Raw genomic sequence first — 18,460 nt, 5'->3', positions numbered from 1 at the left:
CCCTCCCCGATCACGGTTTCCCCCTCCCTCCCACCCCGCCCTTCCACAAGCTCCCGGGTGGCCCCCGCGGGGGGCGCGCCGCGCGCCACCCGGGGGCGGCGGCCCGCCGTCACCGCCGTGAGCCGCCGGCGTCCTGGAGGTGCTGCGGGGTGTGGTTGCCGCCGCGGGCGCGCAGCGGCACCTCCGTCTCGGTGAGCACACGGTGGACGAAGCCGTACGACCGTCCGTGCTCCTCCGCGATGGCCCGTATGGACATGCCCTGTTCGTACTGCTTCCTCATCTCCCGCGCCAGTTCCGCACGGGCCGTACCGGTGATCTGCTTGCCCTTCTCCACGAGTCGGTCCTTTCGGTGATCGTCGTCCGGGTGTGCCCGTCGTCTACCCCGAACGGAGCACCCGTCACCGCCCCGGCCGCCTTCCTCGCGGCGCGGTCGCGGCACGGCCGAGGACCCTCGGCCCCGGTCCGGACCCGTTCGGCCCTCCTCCGAGCGGGAGCGGTCGCAGCACCGTGGGACCAGCGGCACCGACTTCCGCCGCCCCGACTCCCGCCGCGGGGCCTCCCCGGGCGGGACACCGCCATCTGGGTGACGATGAAGATGTCCTGAACCTGCTGTGTCGCGCCATGAAAGAGGTGGACCGACATGACACTCCCCTCCGACTCCCCGGACCACGGCCCCCCGCACGAGACCCCGCACCGGAGTTCCACCCAGGCCCCGCCCCAGGGCGCCAACCCCGCCGGGGAGACCCTGGGCGCGCTGGCGAACCTCGGCTGGCAGGCACTGTTCACCATCGGCCTCGCGTCGATCGCCCTGGGCGTGATCGTCCTGATCTGGCCGGGCGAGACGCTGCGCGTCGTCGGTGTGCTCTTCGGTGTCTTCCTGCTGGTCACCGGCGTCTTCCAGCTGGCCTCCGCGTTCGGCGCGCATGTGCCCGGACACCTGAGGGCACTGCACTTCATCACGGGCGCGCTCTGCGTACTGCTCGGACTCATCTGCTTCCGCGACACACTCGAGTCGATCCTGCTGCTCGCCCTGTGGCTCGGCTTCGGCTGGCTGCTGCGCGGCATCATGATGACGGCCGCCGCGGGTTCGTCGCCGGGCATGCCGGCGCGCGGCTGGCAGCTGTTCCTTGGCATCCTGACGCTGCTGGCCGGCATCGTGCTGATCGTCTCGCCGTTCGGCTCGATCGCCGCGCTCACGCTGGTCACCGGCATCATGGCCATCGTCCTCGGGGTGACCGAGGTCGTGCACGCCATCCAGCTGCGGATCGCGGCCGGCCGGCTCACCCGGGGCAGCGCCGGCAAGCAGCGGCGGGCCCTGTTCCACGCACACCCCCACCCGCAGCACTGACCCCCGCGCCCGGCGCCCCCCGCCACCCCCCCGGATCAGAGGGGCGGGCGGGGGCACCGGGCGCCTCTCGCTGCCCGAGGCCATGAGGACGACGCCGATCACCCGGCCCTCGCCCTCCAGCACGGGCAGCGCGCTGACCTTCCACTGCCCCATGACCCGACGAGGTCCTTGAACGGGGCGTCCCGCGCCACGGCCACGACGGTGTGCGTCATGACGTCGCTGACGGCGCCGAGGGTGGTGGTCATGGGCATGGTCCCCTCCGGTGTGCGCGGTGGTCCGACGTCCTCCGCCGCACTTCCGGCCTGAGCCTGTCCGGCCGCGCCGACAGGGGGCCGAACGTCCTGAGGACGGACCGAACCGCCCTCGCGCCCCGCCCCACCCGGTGCGACGGTGGCAGGAGGACGACCTGGCGCACAGCGCGGCAGCCGGGTGAAAGGTGGTCGCGATGGAGTCGCCCCTGATCGTGGGTGTGGACGGATCGGGTCCGAGTCTGACGGCGGTCGACTGGGCGGTGGACGAGGCCGCCCTGCGCCAGCTGCCGCTGCGGCTGGTGTACGCCTCCCTGTGGGAGCGCTACGAGGGCGTGGTGCCCGACGGCGGCACGGACCGGCCCTCGGAGCAGGTGATGGCCGAGCACGTCGTCGACTCCGCGCAGGAGCGGGCCCGGCGACGCAACGCGCAGGTGAAGGTGTCCACGGACGTCCTCCCCGAGGACGCGGTCTCCGCCCTGGTGGACGCGGGCGACACCGCCTCCGGGCTGGTCGTCGGCTCGCACGGGCACGGCGGGCTGAGGGGGCTGCTGCTCGGGTCGGTCGGCCTGGGCGTCGCGTCCCGGGCGCGCTGCCCGGTGGTCGTGGTCCGCGGCGACAGCGCGGGGGTGACCGGCACGCACGAGCGCATCCTGCTCGGCGCGGGCGGTCCGGAGAGCGCCGGCGCGGCGGTGCGGTTCGCGTTCCGCGAGGCGGTCGCGCGCGGCTGCGTCCTCGACGTCGTACGGGCCTGGCGCACCCCGCTGCTGGAGGCCGGCCGTGCGGTGGCGCCGCCCGACGACTCGCCCCTCGGGCACGAGGAGCGGGCCGCCGCCCTGCTGGAGGAACTGCTGAGCGAGGCGGCGGCCGAGCATCCGGACGTCCGGGTGCGGCGGGCGACCGTCGAGGGCCCGGCCCACCGGGTGCTCGTGGACCGCTCGGCCGCTGCCGATCTGGTGATCGTCGGAGCGCGTCGCAGCACGGGCCACTTCGCTCCGCAACTGGGGCGTACGGCCCACGCGTTGCTGCATCACGCGCGGTGCCCGGTGGCGGTCGTGCCGCAACGGGCGTGACGCCGGGGCCGCCGGGCGTCACGGGGGACCGTCCGGGCGGACCTCGCCCCCCCGCCGCTCAGGCCCGCCAGTGGCCCAGCGCGTGCGACGGCTCCTTCGGCACGCCGAGTCGCCTGCGCACGAAGGCGGCGAGTTCGCGGACGTCGCCGCGTCGCAGGCGATCCGCACAGGGGCGGCGCGGGCCCAGTCGCCGGCGCGCCCCGCGTGCAGGGCGAAGCCATGACGCAGGTGCCCGGGGTCCGGGGCCACCAGGGTGCAGGGCCGCCGGTGCGGACGCCCACCGTCGTCGAACCGGCGCCGCACCCACGTCGTCGGCCGTCACGGGGCCTTGACCGTGATGTCCCCGCTGGACGTGCTCAGATCCAGCGTGTGCGGAGCCTTCGGGTCGGTGGGCACCGAGACGTGCGGGCCGCCGTTGCTGGTGTGGGCGGACACCCGGTACGGGCCGCCCGGCGCCGTGACGGTGACCTCGGCGTTGGAGGTGCGCACCCACACGTCCTGGGCCACCGCCGTGCCGATGGAGACCGGCCCGTTGGAGCTCTTGGCCCTGACTCCGGCGCCCCTCAGGCCCTTCGCCTGGATCCGGCCGTTCGAGGTGCGCAGATCGACCGGTCCGCTCGCGCCGTCCACGTGCACATCGCCGTTGCTGGTGGACACCTTCACCGCGCCCACCGCGGACAGGTCCAGCTCGCCGTTCGACGTGGAACCGGTCACCGGCAGTCCCGCAGGGACGTCGACCGTGTACTGCGCCGAGCAGTGGCGGCCGCAGCCGGCCAGGACGAGGACGCCGTCGTCGACGCGGTAGGACAGCGCCGTCGGCCTGTCGCCGCGGTAGCTCACCTTGCGGTGCACCGACACCTTCGTGCCGCCCCCGCCGTGGATCTCGACGCCGGCGTTCTCGTTGTCGATCCGGATCGACGTGATCTTCTCGCGGACGGCGTGCTCGTCCTCGAAGGTCTTGTCGCTGAGCGCACCGCACGCGCCGAGCGCCCCCGCCGCGGCCACGGTCAGGGCCGTGGCCGCGAGAAGGCGGAGCCGATGGTGCATGAGAATCTCCCCGTCGTACGCAAGTCGCCGGTCCCGCCGGCGGTTCGGTCGCTGCCCGGCGGACCCTGGCCGGGTCCGCCGTGGCCACGACGCTAACGGCGCCGAGACCCACCCCACCATGGGGTTAACCCCCGACATCCCCCTGAGGTCCGCTGCCGGACGGCCCCCGGCGACGGGCACGCCGCCGTACACATGTCATCCGTCACCGCGGCGGCCCCTTCGCCGCGCCGTCACCCGTCGCCGCTCTGTCACCCGTCATCGCGCGCACATCGCGCCGACCGTGTCGGTGAACGCCCGGGCGAGCGGCGTCAGATCGGCCCGGCGGCGCGCGGCTCGGCCCACCGCCGGCTCCGGCAGACCGGCGACGGGCAGGAAGCGCAGCGGGCCGGAGCCGGCGGAGGCCTGCCGGCCGGGCACGCCGCCACGAAGACGCGCGGAGCGTCAAGTGTCATGGCACCCGGACCAGTTGTGCGGAGCGTCCACCGAACCCCACGATTGACTTGCGCACCGGGGGCTTGGACGATCTTCCCGGGGCGGCAACCCCCTCCCGCGTTCCAGCCCTCCGGTCCGGACCGGAGCGGGGCGGCGGGTCGGGTGCCGACCCCGCCCCCAGCCGAGAGGAAACACACATGCCCACGACACCACCCCTCAACGACAGCCACGACAGCGGCCCTCGGACCGTCGCGGTCCTCGGCCCGGGCGGCGTCGGCGGCCTTCTGGCCGGGCTCCTCTCCCGGGCCGGACACCGGGTCGTCTGCGTCGCCGGCGAGCACACCGCGGATGCGCTGCGCAAGGACGGAATCCGGGTGCGCAGCGGCCAGTTCGGTGACTTCACCGCACCCGTCGAAGCCGGCACCGCGCTGCGCGAACCGGTCGACCTGCTCCTGGTCACCGTCAAACACACGGCACTGGACGCCGCGGTGGAACGCGTCCCGGCCGACCTGCTCGGCGACGCCCTGATCCTCCCCCTGCTCAACGGCGTCGAGCACCTGCCGGCCCTGCGCGCACGGTACGGCACCGCCACCGTCGCGGCGGGCGTGATCCGGGTCGAGTCAACCCGCACCGCCCCCGGAGTCGTCGAGCACGGCAGCCCGTTCACGGAGATCGATCTCGCCGGGGAGCGCGAACGCCTCGCCCCGCTCGCCGAGTTGCTCACCGCCGCCGGGGTGCGCACCCGGCTGTCCGGCGACGAGACGGCCACCCTGTGGGCCAAGCTCGCCTTCCTCGCCCCCTTCGCCCTGCTCACCACCCGCTACGGGCTCACCATCGGCGCGGTGCGCACCGAGCGGCGCGAGGAACTGACCGCACTGGTCGAGGAGACCGCCACGGTGAGCCGGGCGTGCGGCGCGCCCGTCGATCCCGCGAAGTCGCTGGCGCTGTACGACACCTTCCCGGCGGGCGCCAAGTCCTCGATGCAGCGGGACGCGGAGGCCGGCCGCCCGCTGGAGCTCGACGCCATCGGCGGGGCCGTCGTACGGGCGGCCGAACGGCACGGGGTGCCGGTGCCGGTCACGAGCCGGCTGGTGGCCGAACTGGCGGCCGCGCACCCGGCGGGCGACGACTGACGCGGACCGGCGACCGTCACCCGCACGACGGGAGCCAGGAGGGCGGTTCGGCGGGGGCCGGGCAGTCGGTGACCGGTGCCGGGGCCGCCGGTGGCGGCTGGTCGCTGGCAGAAGCGATCGGCAAGGAGGTGCGGTCGAGGACGAGCCTCGTCGCCCGTCTGCCTTTCATGGTGCGGCCGGAACCGGCCGTCCCGCCAACGCGACCGGCCGCCGGCGGTACGCGGTCGTGTGCGGGCCCCGTGGGTCAGGTCAGGTGCGGCCGATGTCCCTCGGGAGTTCGAGAGCGAGCACCCGGTCGGCGTACACGAACGTCTCGAACCGTGTGCCGTCCGGGACGTCCGGCTCGTCCTCCAGCCGCCGCAGCGCCTCCAGCACGGCGGGCGTGTCCAGGTCGTCGTCGTAGGCGGCGCCCAGACGCCGTACGGTGTCCGCGTGCATCGGCCGCGAGGGCGCGTCCGCCCAGGCCGCGACGCGCGCCCGCCACCGGGCCAGCGTCGCCCTCGCGTCGTCCAGCGTGCGCCCGGTGAGATCGACGGGACGCGCGTACGGCCGGGCGAGCAGGACCAGCCGCAGCGCCAGGGGATCGGCCCCGCCGCCGGTCAGCGCGTCCAGGCCGCCGGACGCCTCCGTGGCCCCCACCCTGACCGGCAGCCCGTGCTCCGCCGCCGGAGGGTCGGCCGCCGGGGCGAGGACATGGACGTCGACGGGGCCGCCGAACGGTGCGATCGAGGCGGCGTCCGGGGTGCGGACCGCGGGCGGGTGGATGCCGAGCAGCGCGGCGGTACCGGCCAGTGCCCGCGCCCGCTCCTCGGGCAGCGGACGCTCGACGTAGCCGGTGACCACCTGGAGATCCTCCAGCTCGGCGATGCGGAACAGCACGTCCGCGACGAGCATCGCCCGCAGCTCGCCCAGCAGGCCGCGCCGTCCGGCCGGTGCGGGGTGGACGCAGACGCGCAGCAGTCCGCCGGGACCCCGCGGAACCTGGGTGAGCCGCCCCGACCGGGTGTCGGTGAGCCGCACGCCGTCCTCCTCGCCCGGTACGGCGCGCGTACCGTCCGGCTTGCCCGGTCGCACTCCTGAGGCCCAGGTCAGAGGGGATGTCCACTCTGCCGTTCGGCGGCAGGGTCGAACCGGGGTCGAATGGGGCAGGTGGACCGTCCCCCGGGCCGCGGCCCGCCCTCGCGCCACGACGCTTCGCCCCGTTGCGCCGACGAGCCTCGCACCGGGGGTGCGGTCACTGCCAAGTCTCACACGGACGTCATGCGGCCGCCTGACCGACGCCCTCGGCCTGCTGTTGGGTTCGACGAATGCAGCGCCCGTCGGAGCCGAAGTCCTCGCGGGCGTGGCGAAGACGGGGACCGTCCGCGCCGGCCGGTCCCCGTGCCCGCGCCGGCCTCCGCCCCGCGGTCGCATCGCAGCGGCCGGCACCGGTTGGCCGGCGGAGCGGGTCTCAGCACCGAGGCCGGCCGGCCCGCCCTCGCCCGCCTCGCGACGGCGGCGGCCCTGCGCTGACCGGTGGACCGGCCACCGGACGTCAGGCGTCGGGCGTTGCCTCAGGTGTCGGGCGTCGGGCCATCACCGAGGGCCGGTCGCCGGCGGGTGCCCGTCGGCCGGGGCGGAGGTGAGCGGTCCGGCCGGGACCGGGGCGGACGGGTCGGTTGCCGGGCGGCGCCGGGCCACGGGCGGTGCCGCGGCCCCGGCCGCCGGTCGCGGTCCGCCGCGGCGGCCGGTGTGCGCGATCACGCTGGTGAGGATGCCCGCGAGCAGTCCCCAGAAGGCCGAGCCGATGCCGAGGAGCGTGACGCCGGAGGCGGTGGCGAGGAACGTCACGACCGCCGCCTCCCGCGAGGCCTTGTCGGACAGGGCCGTGGCCAGGGAGTTCTCGATCGTGGCCAGCAGGCCGACGCCCGCCAGGGAGAGCACGAGGGCCTGCGGCATCGCGGTGAGCAGCGAGGCGACCGTCGCGCCGAACACACCCACACAGAGGTAGAAGACGCCCGCCCACACGGCGGCGACGAACCGCCGGTCCCGGTCCGGATGCGCCTCCTCGCCGGTGCAGATCGCCGCCGTGATGGCGGCCAGGTTCAGGCCGAACGCGCCGAACGGGGCGAGGACGGCGTTGACGGCACCGGTCCACGTCATCAGCGGCGAAACGGGCACGTCGTAGCCGGAGTTGCGCAGCACCGCCGCCCCGGGCAGGTTCTGCGAGGCCATCGTGACCACGAACAGCGGCACCCCGACGCTGACGAGGGTGCGCCAGTCGAAGTCCGGTGCGGTGAACACCGGTTGGGCGAGCGAGATCCGCAGCTCGGCCAGGCGCCAGCCACCGGCGAGCGCCGAGGCGAGGACACCGCCGGCGAGGGCGACCAGCACGGCGTAGCGCGGGAGGAACCGACGGGCCAGGAGGTAGAGCGCGAACACCGGGAAGGCGATGGCGAAGTCGCCGTGCATCGTGCCGAACAGACCGGTGCCGAACCGCAGCAGCACCCCGGCGAGCAGGGCCGCGGCGAGAGGCACCGGGACGCGGTCCATGGCGCGGGCGAACCATCCGGTCACACCCGTGACGAGGACGAGCAGCGCCGAGAAGACGAACGCGCCGACGGCCCGCCCCATCGGCACACCCACGAGGGTGGTGGCGAGCAGGGCCGCGCCGGGTGTCGACCAGGCGGTGACGACGGGGGTGCGGTACCGCAGGGAGAGCCCGACGCAGGTGACGGCGAGCCCGACGCCGAGCGCGAGCATCCAGGAGCCGATCTCCGTGGGGTCCGCGCCCGCGGCCTTCGCCGCCGTGAACACGAGTGCGGCCGAACTGGTGACGCCCACGGTGACGGCGATCAGACCGGCGGCCACCGCCGACGGCGGGGCCGCCGCGCGTATGCGGTCGGTGAAGGAGGACATACGAGCAACTTCCGGGACGAGGCGGCGGGGCGGAGTGCGGTGTCGTGTGGCGGCCGCCGGGCAGGACTACCGCCCCCGGGTGTTCCATAAACAGAACGTTCCGTTTATGGAACACTAGAGACCCGGACGGGAGCCGTCAACCACGGCGGACGGGGACCCTGGACCACGGCGACGAGAGCGGGAGCGCGATCCGGCGATGGGGCTGAACGACGAAGTGGGGCGCAGGCTGCGCGAGCTGCGCACGGCCCGGGGCCTGTCGCTCTCCGAGCTGGCGCGGCGCTCCGGCGTCGGCAAGGGCACCCTCTCGGAGCTGGAGGGCGGCACGCGCAACCCCACGCTCGACACCCTCTACGCCCTGACCACGGCCCTGAACCGGCCGCTCAGCGCTGTCCTGGCCGACGACGCGCCGCCGCACGCCGAGCACCACGAGGGGGCCGTGTCCGGCAGCGCGGCCACCGCGGTCCTGATCGAGCGGCACGAGGACGACGACGCCGTCACCGACGTCTTCCGCGTCACCATCGCCGCCGGCGCCACCCAGGAGTCGGCCGCCCATGTCGCAGGCACCACGGAGAGCCTGATGATCCTCAGCGGTACGGCCGTCGTGGGCGCCCTCGACGCGCCGAGCAGCGTCGGCCCGGGCGAATCGGCCAGCTGGCCGGCCGACACCGCACACCTCTACAGCGCCCCGCACGGCGAGGCCCACGGCATCCTCTTCGTCCGCTACCCGGCCACCGCCCTGTGACCGGGCCCTGGTCCGCTCCCGCGCCGCGCCCCTCAACGCCCCTGCGCCGGCAGCGACGTGCCCGAGGTGCGGCGTGCCCGGCCCGCCTCTCGGCGGACTCCCTCGGCAAGGCCTCCACGACAGGAACCGGGCCGGAGCCGGCAACGGCTCCGGCCCGGTACGGAAGCATCCGCGGGAGGAGACTCCCGGCGGCCCGCGCTCAGCGCCGGCCGGTGTCCTTGACCGACTCCTTGGCCTCGCGGGCCTGGCCCGCGGCCTCCGCCGCGTGACCCTTGGCGACCAACTTCTGGTTGCCGACGGCGCGTCCCGCCGCCTGGGCGACCTTGCCGACTGCCTTCTCGGCCTTGGCCCGAGCCTTCTCGCTGGCGGCCATGCTGCTCACCCTCTCGGTCGTACGTCGTCCAGTGCTGGATGTGCACCTGACCCGTGACGCCGCCGGTAAACCCGGCGTATCCGTCCGGGGCCCGACCGACAGCGGACAGCAGGCGCCCGACCGACAGCAGGCGCCCGACCGACAGCAGGCGCCCGACCGGCAGCCGGCCGACGGTCGGGCCGACTCGACGGGCGCCCACCGAGCCGGTGGAACGGGCCGGCGCGGCCGACCGGCTCAGGGTTTGCGGGCGATGCCCGCGTACAACGCGGCCTCGGCGTCGGTGACGTTGAGGTGGGGCTCGTCCGGGTCGGGGCGCCAGCGCAGCACCGGGGTGAGGCCGGGTTCGAGCAGGTCCCAGCCGGCGAAGAAGGCGGAGATCTCCTCCAGGGTGCGGGCCTGACCCGGCGTACCGGCCGCCTCGTACACGGAGGTGAGACGGGCGATGGCCGCCGGGTCGAAGTCCGGGGTGACATGACTGATCGTCAGCGTGCTGCCCGAGGGCAGGGCGTCCTTCAGGCGTTCCACGATGCCGTGGGCGTCGTGCCGGTCGGTGATGAAGTGCAGCAGCGCGTTGAGGCTGAGGGCGATGGGCGCGTCGAAGTCGAACGTCGAGCTGAGCACGGGATGCTTCAGCAGTGCGTCGGGGTCGGTGACATCGGCCTGCATGTAGGCGGTGCTGCCTTCCGGGTGGCTGCGCAGCAGCGCGCGGGCGTGGGCCAGGACGATCGGGTCGTTGTCGGTGTAGATGATCCGGGCCCGGGGATTGACCGCCTGGGCGACCTCGTGCAGGTTGGGCGAGGTCGGAATGCCCGTGCCGATGTCCAGGAACTGCTCGATGCCCAACCGGGCGAGGTGCCGGGTGGACCGGTGCATGAATGCGCGGTTGCTGCGCGCGGCGATCAGGATCGTGGGGAAGGCGGCCATGGCCCGGCCGGCCGCCTCCCGGTCGGCGGGGAAGTTGGTGATCCCGCCGAGGAAGTAGTCGTACATACGCGCCGAGTGCGCCCGGTCGAGTTCCAGGTCCACCACGCTGCCGTGATCGCCGTGATCGCCGTGGCCGCCGTCGTCCTCGTGCTCCCGCGTGCCGCCGTTGCCGTCCATGGTCGCTGCCCCCGTCTCCCCGCTGCTGTGATCCGACACGGGCGTGCGCCAGGCGGCGCCACCCCGCACCACCCGAGCTTCCCCCCTCCGCACTGCCGGGACAACCGTGCAGCTCAAGCCAACTTCCGCCCCTCGCAGACAGGGGCGAAAGCGACACGGCGACCGCCTCCGCCCCCTACTCGTGGGTAGTCACAATATTGCGCTGCGTGTAAAAAATTCCGGAACCCCTTGCACGGGACGGCCGTTCGGCCGGTTGGCTTGCGAGTGGGAAACGTTTGTCCCGCACACCGACCCCGCCCCACCGTGGAGCGGTGCGGTGCACAGCACGAAGGACCACAGTGAAGCTCGATCGGGAACCCCTGGCGGTCCGGGAGACCGCCGCCCGGATCTACGCCCCCGACCCGGCCCACGCCGGCCGGCGCGCTTTGGCCGCGGCCTTACGCGGCGCGGTACGCCTCCCGCGGCACAAGTCCGCGCACCCGCATGAACGGCCGTGCGGGCAACGCCCGTACGGGCACCCGCACGCGCGCCCCTGCGGCGAGAGCGAGGTGGGATGAGCCCTTTCCCCGGCGGCTCGCACGGCTCGCCCGGTCCGGCCGGCCCCCACGCCCAGCGGACGCCCAACCGGCCCGAGCGACTCGCCCTCACCTTCGACGCCTTCCACGCCTACCACCGCAAACTCTGGATGCGCTTCGCCCACACCCAGGTCGGCAGCCGGGCCGCGGCCGAGGCCGTCGTGGACGCGGCGTGCGCCCGGCTGCGGGTGAACTGGTCGCACGCCCTGCTCCAGGACTCCGTGCCGCGCTACGCATGGCTGATCCTCAAGGAGGAGGTCCACCGCTGGCTCGCCGAACGCGGCCTGCCGCCGCAGGTGGGCGACGCGGCCTTCCAGACCGCCCTCCAGAAGCTCCTGTTGCACGAGATGCGCGACGAACTACGCGTCATATCCCAGGAGATCGGCCTCTACGCCGCCATCTCCGCCCTGCCCGAACGCCGTTACGACGTGATAGTCCTGCGCTTCCTGCTCGGCATGCCGGCCGACGAGGTCGCCGAATACCTCGGGATCGACACCGCCACGGTCCGCTCCCACGTCCGCCATGCCCGCCGATCCCTCGCCAAGGAACTCCACATTCCCTACCAGGAGACGGACAACTGAGCAGTGGCCCGCACCGACCATGAGCCAGCCGGCATCGAAGCCGCCCTGCACGCGGCCCAGGCCCTCACCGACGCCTACGACGACTACGACACCGACGCGGCCCTACGGCGTGTCACCGCCCTCGCCGACACGCTCCCGAACCCCACCGGGATCCAACCCCCCACCGACACGGCCCCGCATCTCGCCGGCGCGTTCCCGGACCAGGCCCACGCCAGCCCCGACCGCGCCATCCCGGACCGGACCTCCCCGCACCCCCGCCCGCCCGTGCGCTACCGCAGCGTGCACGAGCAGGCCGCGCACGACCTCGACCTGGCCGTCACCCTCGTCGTGGACGCCCCGCAGGCGCACCTGAGCCTCGCCCGGCTGGTCGACCACGACCACATCGAACCCGAGGGCGCCCTGGTCTTCGCGGCCCTCCTCCATCTGGCGGGCTACCGCGACCAGGCGCAGTTCTGGTTCGAGTTCGCCGCCGGAGCCGGCAACCGGACCGCCGCGTTCTGCCTCTACCTCCTCCATCTGCAACGCGCCGAGCACCGCACCGCCGCGTACTGGCGCACCCACGCGCGCGCCTTGGCCCCGCCGCCGCAGCGGCCCGCGGCCCCCCACCGGCCGCAGCGCTTCCTGCTCCCCGAAGGGGTGCGCCGCGATCTGATCCGCCGCTGCTGGCGGGGCCGGCGGCCCACCCTGCCGCCCCGGCTGGAGGCCGTCATCCACAGCCTCCCCGTCGGCACGCCCGACGAGGACTTCGGCCAGATCCCCCGCCCCGACCGCACCCTCACCCAGCTCCCCGCCCAGGAACCCGCCACCGGATGAGACCGGCGGACCGGGACCGGGCGGAACGCCGCCCCGAAGGGGACGCAAGGAGCCGAGGAAGACGGGAGGCCCGGAGGACCCCGGAAAAAGAATCCGAAGAAATCTCCCCGAGGATGTCGAGAACCCGTGACCGGTTCCGTCCCCGTGGTGAAGCGCGACGACAGCGCGGCCACACGACCACGACGCGACCACAATGGATCGCATCCGCACCGAGGAGAAACACGATGGCCAAGTACCTCCTGCTGAAGCACTACCGCGGCGCCCCGCCCTGCGCCAACGACGTGCCCATGGACCAGTGGGCGCCGGAAGAGGTCTCGGCGCATGTGAAGTACATGCAGGACTTCGCGGCCCGGCTCCAGGAGACCGGCGAGTTCGTGGACGCGCAGGCGCTCGCCCCCGAGGGCACCTTCGTCCGCTACGACGGCGAGGGGCGACCGCCGGTCACCGACGGGCCGTTCGCCGAGACCAAGGACCTCATCGCCGGCTGGATGGTGATCGACGTCGACACCTACGAACGCGCCCTGGAGCTGGCCGGAGAGTTGTCGGCCGCCCCCGGCGCGGGCGGCGAGCCGTTGCACGAGTGGCTGGAGCTGCGGCCCTTCCTGACCGAGCCCCCCACCGTCACGGAGTGACCTCGCCGATGGACGAGGCACTGCTGCGCCGCCTCACGCCCGGTGTCCTCGCCGCCCTCGTCCGCCGCGGAGCCGACTTCGCGGCGGCCGAGGACGCGGTGCAGGACGCTCTTCTGGAAGCCCTCCGCGTCTGGCCGGCCGATCCGCCGCGGGACGCGAAGGGCTGGCTGATCGCCGTCGCCTGGCGCCGGTTCCTCGACGCGGTCCGGGCGGACGCCGCCCGCCGCCGGCGCGAGGACCTCCGCGAGGAGGAACCGGCCCCCGGGCCCGCGCCCGCGGCCGACGACACCCTCCAGCTGTACTTCCTGTGCGCCCACCCCGCGCTGAGCCCGTCGTCCGCCGTCGCGCTCACCCTGCGCGCCGTCGGCGGCCTCACCACCCGCCAGATCGCCCAGGCCTACCTGGTGCCCGAGGCGACCTTGGCGCAGCGGATCAGCCGCGCCAAACGCACCGTCTCGCAGGTGCGGCTGGACCGGCCGGGCGACGTGGCCACCGTGCTGCGCGTCCTCTACCTCGTCTTCAACGAGGGCTATCACGGTGACGTCGACCTGGCCGCCGAGGCCATTCGGCTCACCCGGCAACTCGCCGCGGCCGTGGACCACCCCGAGGTCGCGGGACTGCTCGCCCTCATGCTGCTGCACCACGCCCGGCGCGCCGCCCGTACCGCGTCCGACGGCGGCCTGGTGCCGCTCGCCGAGCAGGACCGCGGCCGGTGGGACACCAGACTGATCGCCGAGGGCGTGGCGATCCTCCAGGCGGCCCTGGCCCGCGACCGGCTCGGCGAGTTCCAGGCCCAGGCCGCCGTCGCGGCCCTGCACGCCGACGCGCCCACCGCGGGGGAGACCGACTGGGTGCAGATCGTGGAGTGGTACGACGAGCTGACGCGGCTCACCGACAACCCCGTGGTCCGGCTCAACCGCGCGGTCGCCGTCGGCGAGGCCGACGGGCCGCGCGCCGGCCTCGCGGCACTCGCCGAACTGGACCCCGCGCTGCCCCGCCACACCGCGGTCGCGGCCTACCTCCACGAACGCGACGGCGACCTCGCGACCGCGGCCCGGCTGTACGCCGAGGCGGCTCACAAGGCGCCCAACCTCGCGGAACGCGACCATCTGACCCGCCAGGCCGCCCGCCTCAACACCACCCGGCGCCGCCCCTGACCGGTCGGCCGCCGCCCAGCCCGCGGAGACTCCCTGTGCCGGGCCGGGCCCCTCCCTCAGCCGGCGGCCCAGGTGTCGCGCGCCCAGTCGGCGAACCGGGTCCAGCGGATCTGCGGGTGCGCGGCGTGCAGGGCGGGGATGTCGACGTGGTAGCCGGGGCCGTTCAGGAACGACCACAGCGCGTGCATGTCCGGGTTTCCGATCGCCGTCAGTGGCACCTGCTCATGGCGGACCTCCCGCCCCAGCACCGCGCCGAGCGCCGCCGCCATCTGGGCGGGGGTGGGCGCGTCGCCGGCCAGTTCGATGCGCTGCCCGGCGTAGGAGCCGGGATCGAGCAGCACCTCGGCCGCGAACGCGCCCAGGTCGGGCCGGGCCAGCTGCTGCAACGGCCGGTCGGGCGGCAGCGGCAGATCGAGGACGCCGTCGCGGATGCGCTCCGCACCGCCGAGTGCGTTGTCGAAGAAGTACGTCGGCCCCAGGATCGTGTACGGCACGTCGCCGCCGGCCAGTTCCGCCTCGATGCGCGCCTTGCTCTCGAAGTGCGGCACCCCGCTGTCCCGGTCGGCCCCGGCCACGGAACTGAACACCAGATGCCGCACGCGCCGCTCGGCCCCCGCGGACAGGATCGCCCGCCCCTGCTCCACCTCGGCCTCCACCCCGGCCTCGAACGGGGTGGTGAACGCGAAGACACCCGCCGTCCCGCCCATCGCCGCGGCCAGTGAGTCCGTGTCGTTCAGCGAGCCCGCCACCACCTCGACGCCCCGGTCGGCCAGCTCCCGCGCGGCGCCCCGGCCGGGGTCCCGTACCAGCGCCCGGACCCGGGCCCCGCGGTCCAGCAGCGCGTCCGTCACCGCCCGGCCCTGCCCGCCGGTCGCGGCAAGCACCAGGATCGGCCCATCGGTCATCGCGGAACTCCTTCTCCAGCAGGCGGGCGCCGAACGGGCCCGGACGGCGACCGGCATGTTCCGGCGCGGGCCCCGGCGGGGGGCGCGGCACCGTTCGTCCGGCGAGACGATCCAAGAAGCCGCGGGACCGGTTGTCCAGCACCACCGCGCGGCGCCCCGCCGGTGTGTCCGTGAGCAGCCCCCCGCGCACCCTGATGAGCCGGGGCCTGCTCGCCCCGAAGCGGCTGGCGCGGCCGCTGCGCGAGGAGTTCCTGGACCGGTGCCGGTCGCCCGACAGCAACCGCGCCACCGGCGCACCTGGATGAGCGCCTGTGCGCTGCCCAAGACCGAGGCCGCGCCTTCGGGCAGCGGAACGCGCTCGGCGAACGGGCAGTTCACACGGTGTGCAAGGGCGGCCCGAGAGCGCTCTGTACGGTGTTTCCGGCGGCCCGTTAAGGTGCGGGCATGAGCAATCAGGCCCCGACCCTGGAGGATGTCGCCCGCGAGGCGGGTGTGTCCCGGGCGACCGTCTCCCGGGTGGTCAACGGCGTCCGCAACGTGGACCCGGCGATCCAGGAACTGGTGCACCGCGCGATCGAGCGGACCGGCTACGCACCCAACCGCGCCGCCCGGTCCCTGGTCACCCGGCGCGCCGAGACCATCGCGCTGGTCGTCTCCGGGGCGGGGGACTCGCCGGAGGAGACCCAAGGGGCCTTCGCAGCAAGGGCGTTCGCGGACCCCTTCTTCGGCCGGGTGGTCTCCGGAGTCGTCGGCTTCCTGAGCCCGCGCTCCATGCACCCGGTGCTGATGTTCGCCGAGTCGCCCGAGGACCGGCGCGAGGTGCTCACGTATCTGCGGCAGGGCCGCGCCGACGGCGCGCTCGTCGTCTCCACCCACGCCGACGACCCGCTGCCCGCGCTGCTGGCCGACGCGAAGCTGCCCGCCGTGCTGTTCGCCCGTCCGGCCCGCCCGGTTCCGCTGAGCTACGTGGACCTGGACCACCGCGACGGCGGCAGGCTCGCGGCGGAACACCTCCTGGCGCGCGGCTGCCGCCGCCCGGCCACCGTGGCCGGGCCGCTCGCCGTCGCCGCGAGTCAGGAGCGCCTCGCGGGCTTCCGCGACACGCTGGCCCGCCACGGGCATCCGCATGTGCCCATCGCCGAGGGCGGCTTCACCCTCGACAGCGGGGTCGCGGCGATGGAGCGGCTGCTCGCCGGACACCCGGACGTGGACGGAGTGTTCGCCGCCAACGACCTCATGGCGCAGGGCATCTGCCAACTGCTCCAGGAGCGGGGCAGGCGGGTGCCCGACGAGGTCGCGGTGATCGGCTTCGACGACTCCGCGATCGCCCTGACCTGCCGTCCCCCGCTCACCACGGTCCGCCAGCCGGTCGAGCGGATGGCGGCGGAGATGGCCCGCCTCCTGGACGAGCACATCCGCGGCGAGGGCACCGGGCCGGTCTCCGTCGTCTTCGATCCCGAACTCATCGTGCGGGAGACGGCGTGACGGCCCGGCGCGGCCTGCGGACCGCCCCCTAAAACGCACGGACCCCGCGCCCGTGAGGGACCCCGCGATGTCCACCTTCTGAACGGGCTGCCCCTCCGCATCAGCCGTCCCTCCGGTCCGGACCGCCGAGACACAAACGTTGCCAAACGGCACCCCCGCATCTCCACCGCAGGTCACGGGCCGTACGGCCGCTCTCCCGAGCCGTCCGGCCGGCCCTTCCGCGGATGCGCCGGGCAGGACGGACGGACCGGCCCTCTTGACGCCGTTCTTCTCATGGGGCTTAACTCACATCCTAAATTAAGCCCTGGGGACTTCAGGAGGCGAACGCCGTGTCGGCGTCCGCAGGCAGCTCCACGGCTTTCGACCCCCGGAAAGGGACACCAGGAGTCATGCGCAGCACCCGAGCCGCGGCCGTAGGCGCCGTCACCCTGTCTCTCGCCCTGGCGGCCGCGGCCTGCGGAGGCGGTTCGTCCACCGGCGGCGGGTCCAACGACTCGCCGAAGACGCTCACCTACTGGGCCTCCAACCAGGGCGCCAGCATCGAGGTCGACAAGAAGGTCCTCCAGCCCGAACTCGACAAGTTCGAGAAGCAGACGGGTATCAGGGTCAAGTTGGAGGTCGTGCCCTGGGCCGACCTGCTGAACCGGATCCTCACCGCCACCACCTCGGGCCAGGGCCCCGACATCCTCAACATCGGCAACACCTGGAGCGCCTCCCTCCAGGCGACCGGCGCACTGGTGCCGTGGGACGTCAAGAACTTCGGGAAGATCGGCGGCAAGGACCGCTTCGTGGACTCCGCGCTCGGCTCCACCGGCGTCCAGGGCCAGGACCCGGCGGCCGTCCCGCTGTACTCGATGTCCTACGCGCTCTACTACAACAAGAAGATCTTCGCCGACGCCGGGATCTCCAAGCCCCCTGCCACCTGGGACGAGCTGGTCGCCGACGGCAGGAAGATCCAGGCCACGGGCAAGCAGGTCATCGGCACCGAGGGTTCCAACCTCTCCGAGAACATCCACCAGGTGTTCGTCCTCGCCAAGCAGCACGGCGCCGACTTCTTCACCGCCGACGGCAAGCCCGACTTCACCAACGACAACGCGGTCGCGGCGGTCAAGCAGTACGTCGACCTGATGGCCAAGGACAAGGTCATCCCGGTCAGCAACGCCGAGTACTCCCAGAACCAGTCCCTGAGCGACTTCGCCAAGGGCAAGACGGCGATGGTGCTGTGGCAGACCGCCTCCGCCACCTTCAAGTCGCTGGGCATGAAGGACTCCGACTGGGCCGTCGCCCCCGCACCCGTGCAGTCGGGCACCCCGGGCAGCGGCGCGCAGGTGAACTCGATGGTGGCCGGCATCAACATGGCCGTCTTCAAGAACACCCACAACCTGGACGGCGCGACCCGGTTCGTGAAGTTCATGACCGGCGACGACGAGCAGAAGATCCTCAACAAGGCCTACGGCTCCATCCCGCCGGTCAAGTCGGCGCAGTCGGACCCGGCGTTCAACGCGCAGGGCACCGCGGTGCTCCGTCAGACCCTGGCCTCCAGCGCCGCCGCCCTGCCGCAGGTGGCCGACGAGTCGCAGTTCGAGACGGCCGTCGGCACGGCGGTGAAGGAGCTGTTCGCCGAGGCCGCCGCCGGCCGCGCGGTGACCACCGAGTCGGTGAAGGCCAAGCTCCTCAAGGCCCAGCAGCAGATGCCGAAGAAGTGAGTGCGGACACCCATATGACGACCACGGTCCCCGAGACGGGAACGCGGCCGGTGCACAAGAGCTCCCCCGGTGCGGCGCGCGGCCCGCGCCGCACCGGGCGGATCAAGCGCATCGGACTGCCGTATCTGCTCCTGCTGCCCGCTCTGATCCTCGAACTCCTGGTTCATCTGGTGCCGATGGTGATCGGTATCGTGATGAGTTTCAAGGAGCT

Annotated in this window: 19 protein-coding genes and 2 pseudogenes; 12 read left to right on the top strand and 9 right to left on the bottom strand. The window is 73.8% G+C overall.

Annotated features, from left to right (window positions below):
* Window positions 1–109: 109 nt before the first annotated feature.
* Window positions 110–334 carry a helix-turn-helix domain-containing protein gene (locus tag AB0N63_RS18150; protein WP_365529989.1) on the bottom strand — a complete coding sequence of 75 codons (225 nt, stop codon included), beginning with the start codon at window positions 332–334 and terminating at the stop codon, window positions 110–112.
* Window positions 335–640: 306 nt separating this feature from the next.
* Here AB0N63_RS18150 and AB0N63_RS18145 point away from each other — a divergent pair, with 306 nt between their 5' ends.
* Both AB0N63_RS18145 and AB0N63_RS18140 read left to right on the top strand, forming a co-directional pair.
* Window positions 641–1,348 (top strand): HdeD family acid-resistance protein, encoded by a 708-nt coding sequence (locus tag AB0N63_RS18145; protein ID WP_365529988.1) that lies wholly within the window; start codon window positions 641–643, stop codon window positions 1,346–1,348.
* Window positions 1,349–1,793: 445 nt separating this feature from the next.
* A complete protein-coding gene (locus AB0N63_RS18140) occupies window positions 1,794–2,669 on the top strand; it encodes a universal stress protein (protein WP_365529987.1) in 876 nt (291 codons plus the stop codon).
* Window positions 2,670–2,840: 171 nt separating this feature from the next.
* Here the strand turns inward: AB0N63_RS18140 and AB0N63_RS18135 are convergent.
* The 3 genes and pseudogenes from AB0N63_RS18135 to AB0N63_RS18125 form a co-directional block, all read right to left on the bottom strand.
* Window positions 2,841–2,984: pseudogene (locus tag AB0N63_RS18135) on the bottom strand (siderophore-interacting protein); the annotation flags it as partial.
* 3 nt (window positions 2,985–2,987) lie between these two features.
* On the bottom strand, window positions 2,988–3,716 hold the full coding sequence (locus AB0N63_RS18130; protein ID WP_365529986.1) for a DUF4097 family beta strand repeat-containing protein: 729 nt from the start codon (window positions 3,714–3,716) through the stop codon (window positions 2,988–2,990).
* A 255-nt stretch (window positions 3,717–3,971) separates the two neighbouring features.
* Complete coding sequence (locus AB0N63_RS18125) at window positions 3,972–4,133, bottom strand: hypothetical protein (RefSeq protein ID WP_365529985.1); 162 nt, start codon at window positions 4,131–4,133, stop codon at window positions 3,972–3,974.
* 212 nt (window positions 4,134–4,345) lie between these two features.
* Here AB0N63_RS18125 and AB0N63_RS18120 point away from each other — a divergent pair, with 212 nt between their 5' ends.
* Entirely contained in the window at window positions 4,346–5,281 is a 936-nt protein-coding gene (locus AB0N63_RS18120; RefSeq protein WP_365529984.1) for a 2-dehydropantoate 2-reductase, read from the top strand.
* Between the two features lie 249 nt (window positions 5,282–5,530).
* Here the strand turns inward: AB0N63_RS18120 and AB0N63_RS18115 are convergent, their stop codons facing one another.
* A complete protein-coding gene (locus tag AB0N63_RS18115; RefSeq protein WP_365529983.1) occupies window positions 5,531–6,301 on the bottom strand; it encodes a hypothetical protein in 771 nt (256 codons plus the stop codon).
* Between the two features lie 555 nt (window positions 6,302–6,856).
* Window positions 6,857–8,179: a benzoate/H(+) symporter BenE family transporter gene (locus AB0N63_RS18110; RefSeq protein ID WP_365529982.1), complete on the bottom strand. Its 1,323-nt coding sequence runs from the start codon at window positions 8,177–8,179 to the stop codon at window positions 6,857–6,859.
* 196 nt (window positions 8,180–8,375) lie between these two features.
* On the opposite strand from AB0N63_RS18110, the gene AB0N63_RS18105 reads away from it, so the two are divergent.
* Window positions 8,376–8,921, top strand: coding sequence for an XRE family transcriptional regulator (locus tag AB0N63_RS18105; RefSeq protein ID WP_365529981.1), 546 nt, complete (start codon window positions 8,376–8,378; stop codon window positions 8,919–8,921).
* Window positions 8,922–9,120: 199 nt separating this feature from the next.
* On the opposite strand, the gene AB0N63_RS18100 is transcribed toward AB0N63_RS18105, so the two are convergent.
* Both AB0N63_RS18100 and AB0N63_RS18095 read right to left on the bottom strand, forming a co-directional pair.
* Window positions 9,121–9,294, bottom strand: coding sequence for a hypothetical protein (locus AB0N63_RS18100; RefSeq protein ID WP_019979825.1), 174 nt, complete (start codon window positions 9,292–9,294; stop codon window positions 9,121–9,123).
* Between the two features lie 234 nt (window positions 9,295–9,528).
* Window positions 9,529–10,395, bottom strand: coding sequence for an SAM-dependent methyltransferase (locus tag AB0N63_RS18095; protein WP_365530162.1), 867 nt, complete (start codon window positions 10,393–10,395; stop codon window positions 9,529–9,531).
* Between the two features lie 553 nt (window positions 10,396–10,948).
* Between AB0N63_RS18095 and AB0N63_RS18090 the strand changes: the two genes are divergently transcribed.
* The 4 genes from AB0N63_RS18090 to AB0N63_RS18075 all read left to right on the top strand — a co-directional run bounded on the left by AB0N63_RS18090 (window position 10,949) and on the right by AB0N63_RS18075 (window position 14,153).
* Window positions 10,949–11,551: a sigma-70 family RNA polymerase sigma factor gene (locus AB0N63_RS18090; RefSeq protein ID WP_365529980.1), complete on the top strand. Its 603-nt coding sequence runs from the start codon at window positions 10,949–10,951 to the stop codon at window positions 11,549–11,551.
* 3 nt (window positions 11,552–11,554) lie between these two features.
* The gene (locus tag AB0N63_RS18085) at window positions 11,555–12,364 is read left to right on the top strand and encodes a glycoprotein (protein WP_365529979.1); all 810 of its coding nucleotides are present in this window, start codon (window positions 11,555–11,557) and stop codon (window positions 12,362–12,364) included.
* 224 nt (window positions 12,365–12,588) lie between these two features.
* A complete protein-coding gene (locus AB0N63_RS18080; RefSeq protein WP_009192647.1) occupies window positions 12,589–12,996 on the top strand; it encodes a YciI family protein in 408 nt (135 codons plus the stop codon).
* 8 nt (window positions 12,997–13,004) lie between these two features.
* Window positions 13,005–14,153 carry a DUF6596 domain-containing protein gene (locus AB0N63_RS18075; protein WP_365530161.1) on the top strand — a complete coding sequence of 383 codons (1,149 nt, stop codon included), beginning with the start codon at window positions 13,005–13,007 and terminating at the stop codon, window positions 14,151–14,153.
* A 56-nt stretch (window positions 14,154–14,209) separates the two neighbouring features.
* Here the strand turns inward: AB0N63_RS18075 and AB0N63_RS18070 are convergent, their stop codons facing one another.
* The gene (locus AB0N63_RS18070; protein ID WP_365529978.1) at window positions 14,210–15,058 is read right to left on the bottom strand and encodes an NmrA/HSCARG family protein; all 849 of its coding nucleotides are present in this window, start codon (window positions 15,056–15,058) and stop codon (window positions 14,210–14,212) included.
* Between the two features lie 170 nt (window positions 15,059–15,228).
* Here AB0N63_RS18070 and AB0N63_RS18065 point away from each other — a divergent pair, with 170 nt between their 5' ends.
* The 4 genes and pseudogenes from AB0N63_RS18065 to AB0N63_RS18050 all read left to right on the top strand — a co-directional run.
* A complete protein-coding gene (locus AB0N63_RS18065) occupies window positions 15,229–15,363 on the top strand; it encodes a hypothetical protein (protein WP_365529977.1) in 135 nt (44 codons plus the stop codon).
* 139 nt (window positions 15,364–15,502) lie between these two features.
* Complete coding sequence (locus AB0N63_RS18060) at window positions 15,503–16,543, top strand: LacI family DNA-binding transcriptional regulator (protein ID WP_365529976.1); 1,041 nt, start codon at window positions 15,503–15,505, stop codon at window positions 16,541–16,543.
* Between the two features lie 389 nt (window positions 16,544–16,932).
* Entirely contained in the window at window positions 16,933–18,249 is a 1,317-nt protein-coding gene (locus AB0N63_RS18055) for a sugar ABC transporter substrate-binding protein (protein ID WP_365529975.1), read from the top strand.
* Window positions 18,250–18,263: 14 nt separating this feature from the next.
* A pseudogene (locus tag AB0N63_RS18050) lies at window positions 18,264–18,460 on the top strand (sugar ABC transporter permease); the annotation flags it as partial.

It is taken from the genome of Streptomyces sp. NPDC093260, from assembly GCF_040683715.1.
Lineage (GTDB): Bacteria > Actinomycetota > Actinomycetes > Streptomycetales > Streptomycetaceae > Streptomyces > Streptomyces sennicomposti.
Note: the sequence above shows the minus strand (reverse complement) of the source record. Positions and strands in the feature narration are given on the sequence as shown.

Bases quoted from the DNA above. Each gene is read 5' to 3' on its own strand.
- AB0N63_RS18075 (WP_365530161.1), top strand. From the start codon at position 13,005: ATGGACGAGGCACTGCTGCGCCGCCTCACGCCCGGTGTCCTCGCCGCC.
- AB0N63_RS18055 (WP_365529975.1), top strand. From the start codon at position 16,933: ATGCGCAGCACCCGAGCCGCGGCCGTAGGCGCCGTCACCCTGTCTCTC.
- AB0N63_RS18120 (WP_365529984.1), top strand. From the start codon at position 4,346: ATGCCCACGACACCACCCCTCAACGACAGCCACGACAGCGGCCCTCGG.
- AB0N63_RS18110 (WP_365529982.1), bottom strand. From the start codon at position 8,179: ATGTCCTCCTTCACCGACCGCATACGCGCGGCGGCCCCGCCGTCGGCG.
- AB0N63_RS18140 (WP_365529987.1), top strand. From the start codon at position 1,794: ATGGAGTCGCCCCTGATCGTGGGTGTGGACGGATCGGGTCCGAGTCTG.
- AB0N63_RS18105 (WP_365529981.1), top strand. From the start codon at position 8,376: ATGGGGCTGAACGACGAAGTGGGGCGCAGGCTGCGCGAGCTGCGCACG.
- AB0N63_RS18060 (WP_365529976.1), top strand. From the start codon at position 15,503: ATGAGCAATCAGGCCCCGACCCTGGAGGATGTCGCCCGCGAGGCGGGT.
- AB0N63_RS18095 (WP_365530162.1), bottom strand. From the start codon at position 10,395: ATGGACGGCAACGGCGGCACGCGGGAGCACGAGGACGACGGCGGCCAC.
- AB0N63_RS18090 (WP_365529980.1), top strand. From the start codon at position 10,949: ATGAGCCCTTTCCCCGGCGGCTCGCACGGCTCGCCCGGTCCGGCCGGC.
- AB0N63_RS18080 (WP_009192647.1), top strand. From the start codon at position 12,589: ATGGCCAAGTACCTCCTGCTGAAGCACTACCGCGGCGCCCCGCCCTGC.
- AB0N63_RS18145 (WP_365529988.1), top strand. From the start codon at position 641: ATGACACTCCCCTCCGACTCCCCGGACCACGGCCCCCCGCACGAGACC.
- AB0N63_RS18070 (WP_365529978.1), bottom strand. From the start codon at position 15,058: ATGACCGATGGGCCGATCCTGGTGCTTGCCGCGACCGGCGGGCAGGGC.
- AB0N63_RS18130 (WP_365529986.1), bottom strand. From the start codon at position 3,716: ATGCACCATCGGCTCCGCCTTCTCGCGGCCACGGCCCTGACCGTGGCC.
- AB0N63_RS18100 (WP_019979825.1), bottom strand. From the start codon at position 9,294: ATGGCCGCCAGCGAGAAGGCTCGGGCCAAGGCCGAGAAGGCAGTCGGC.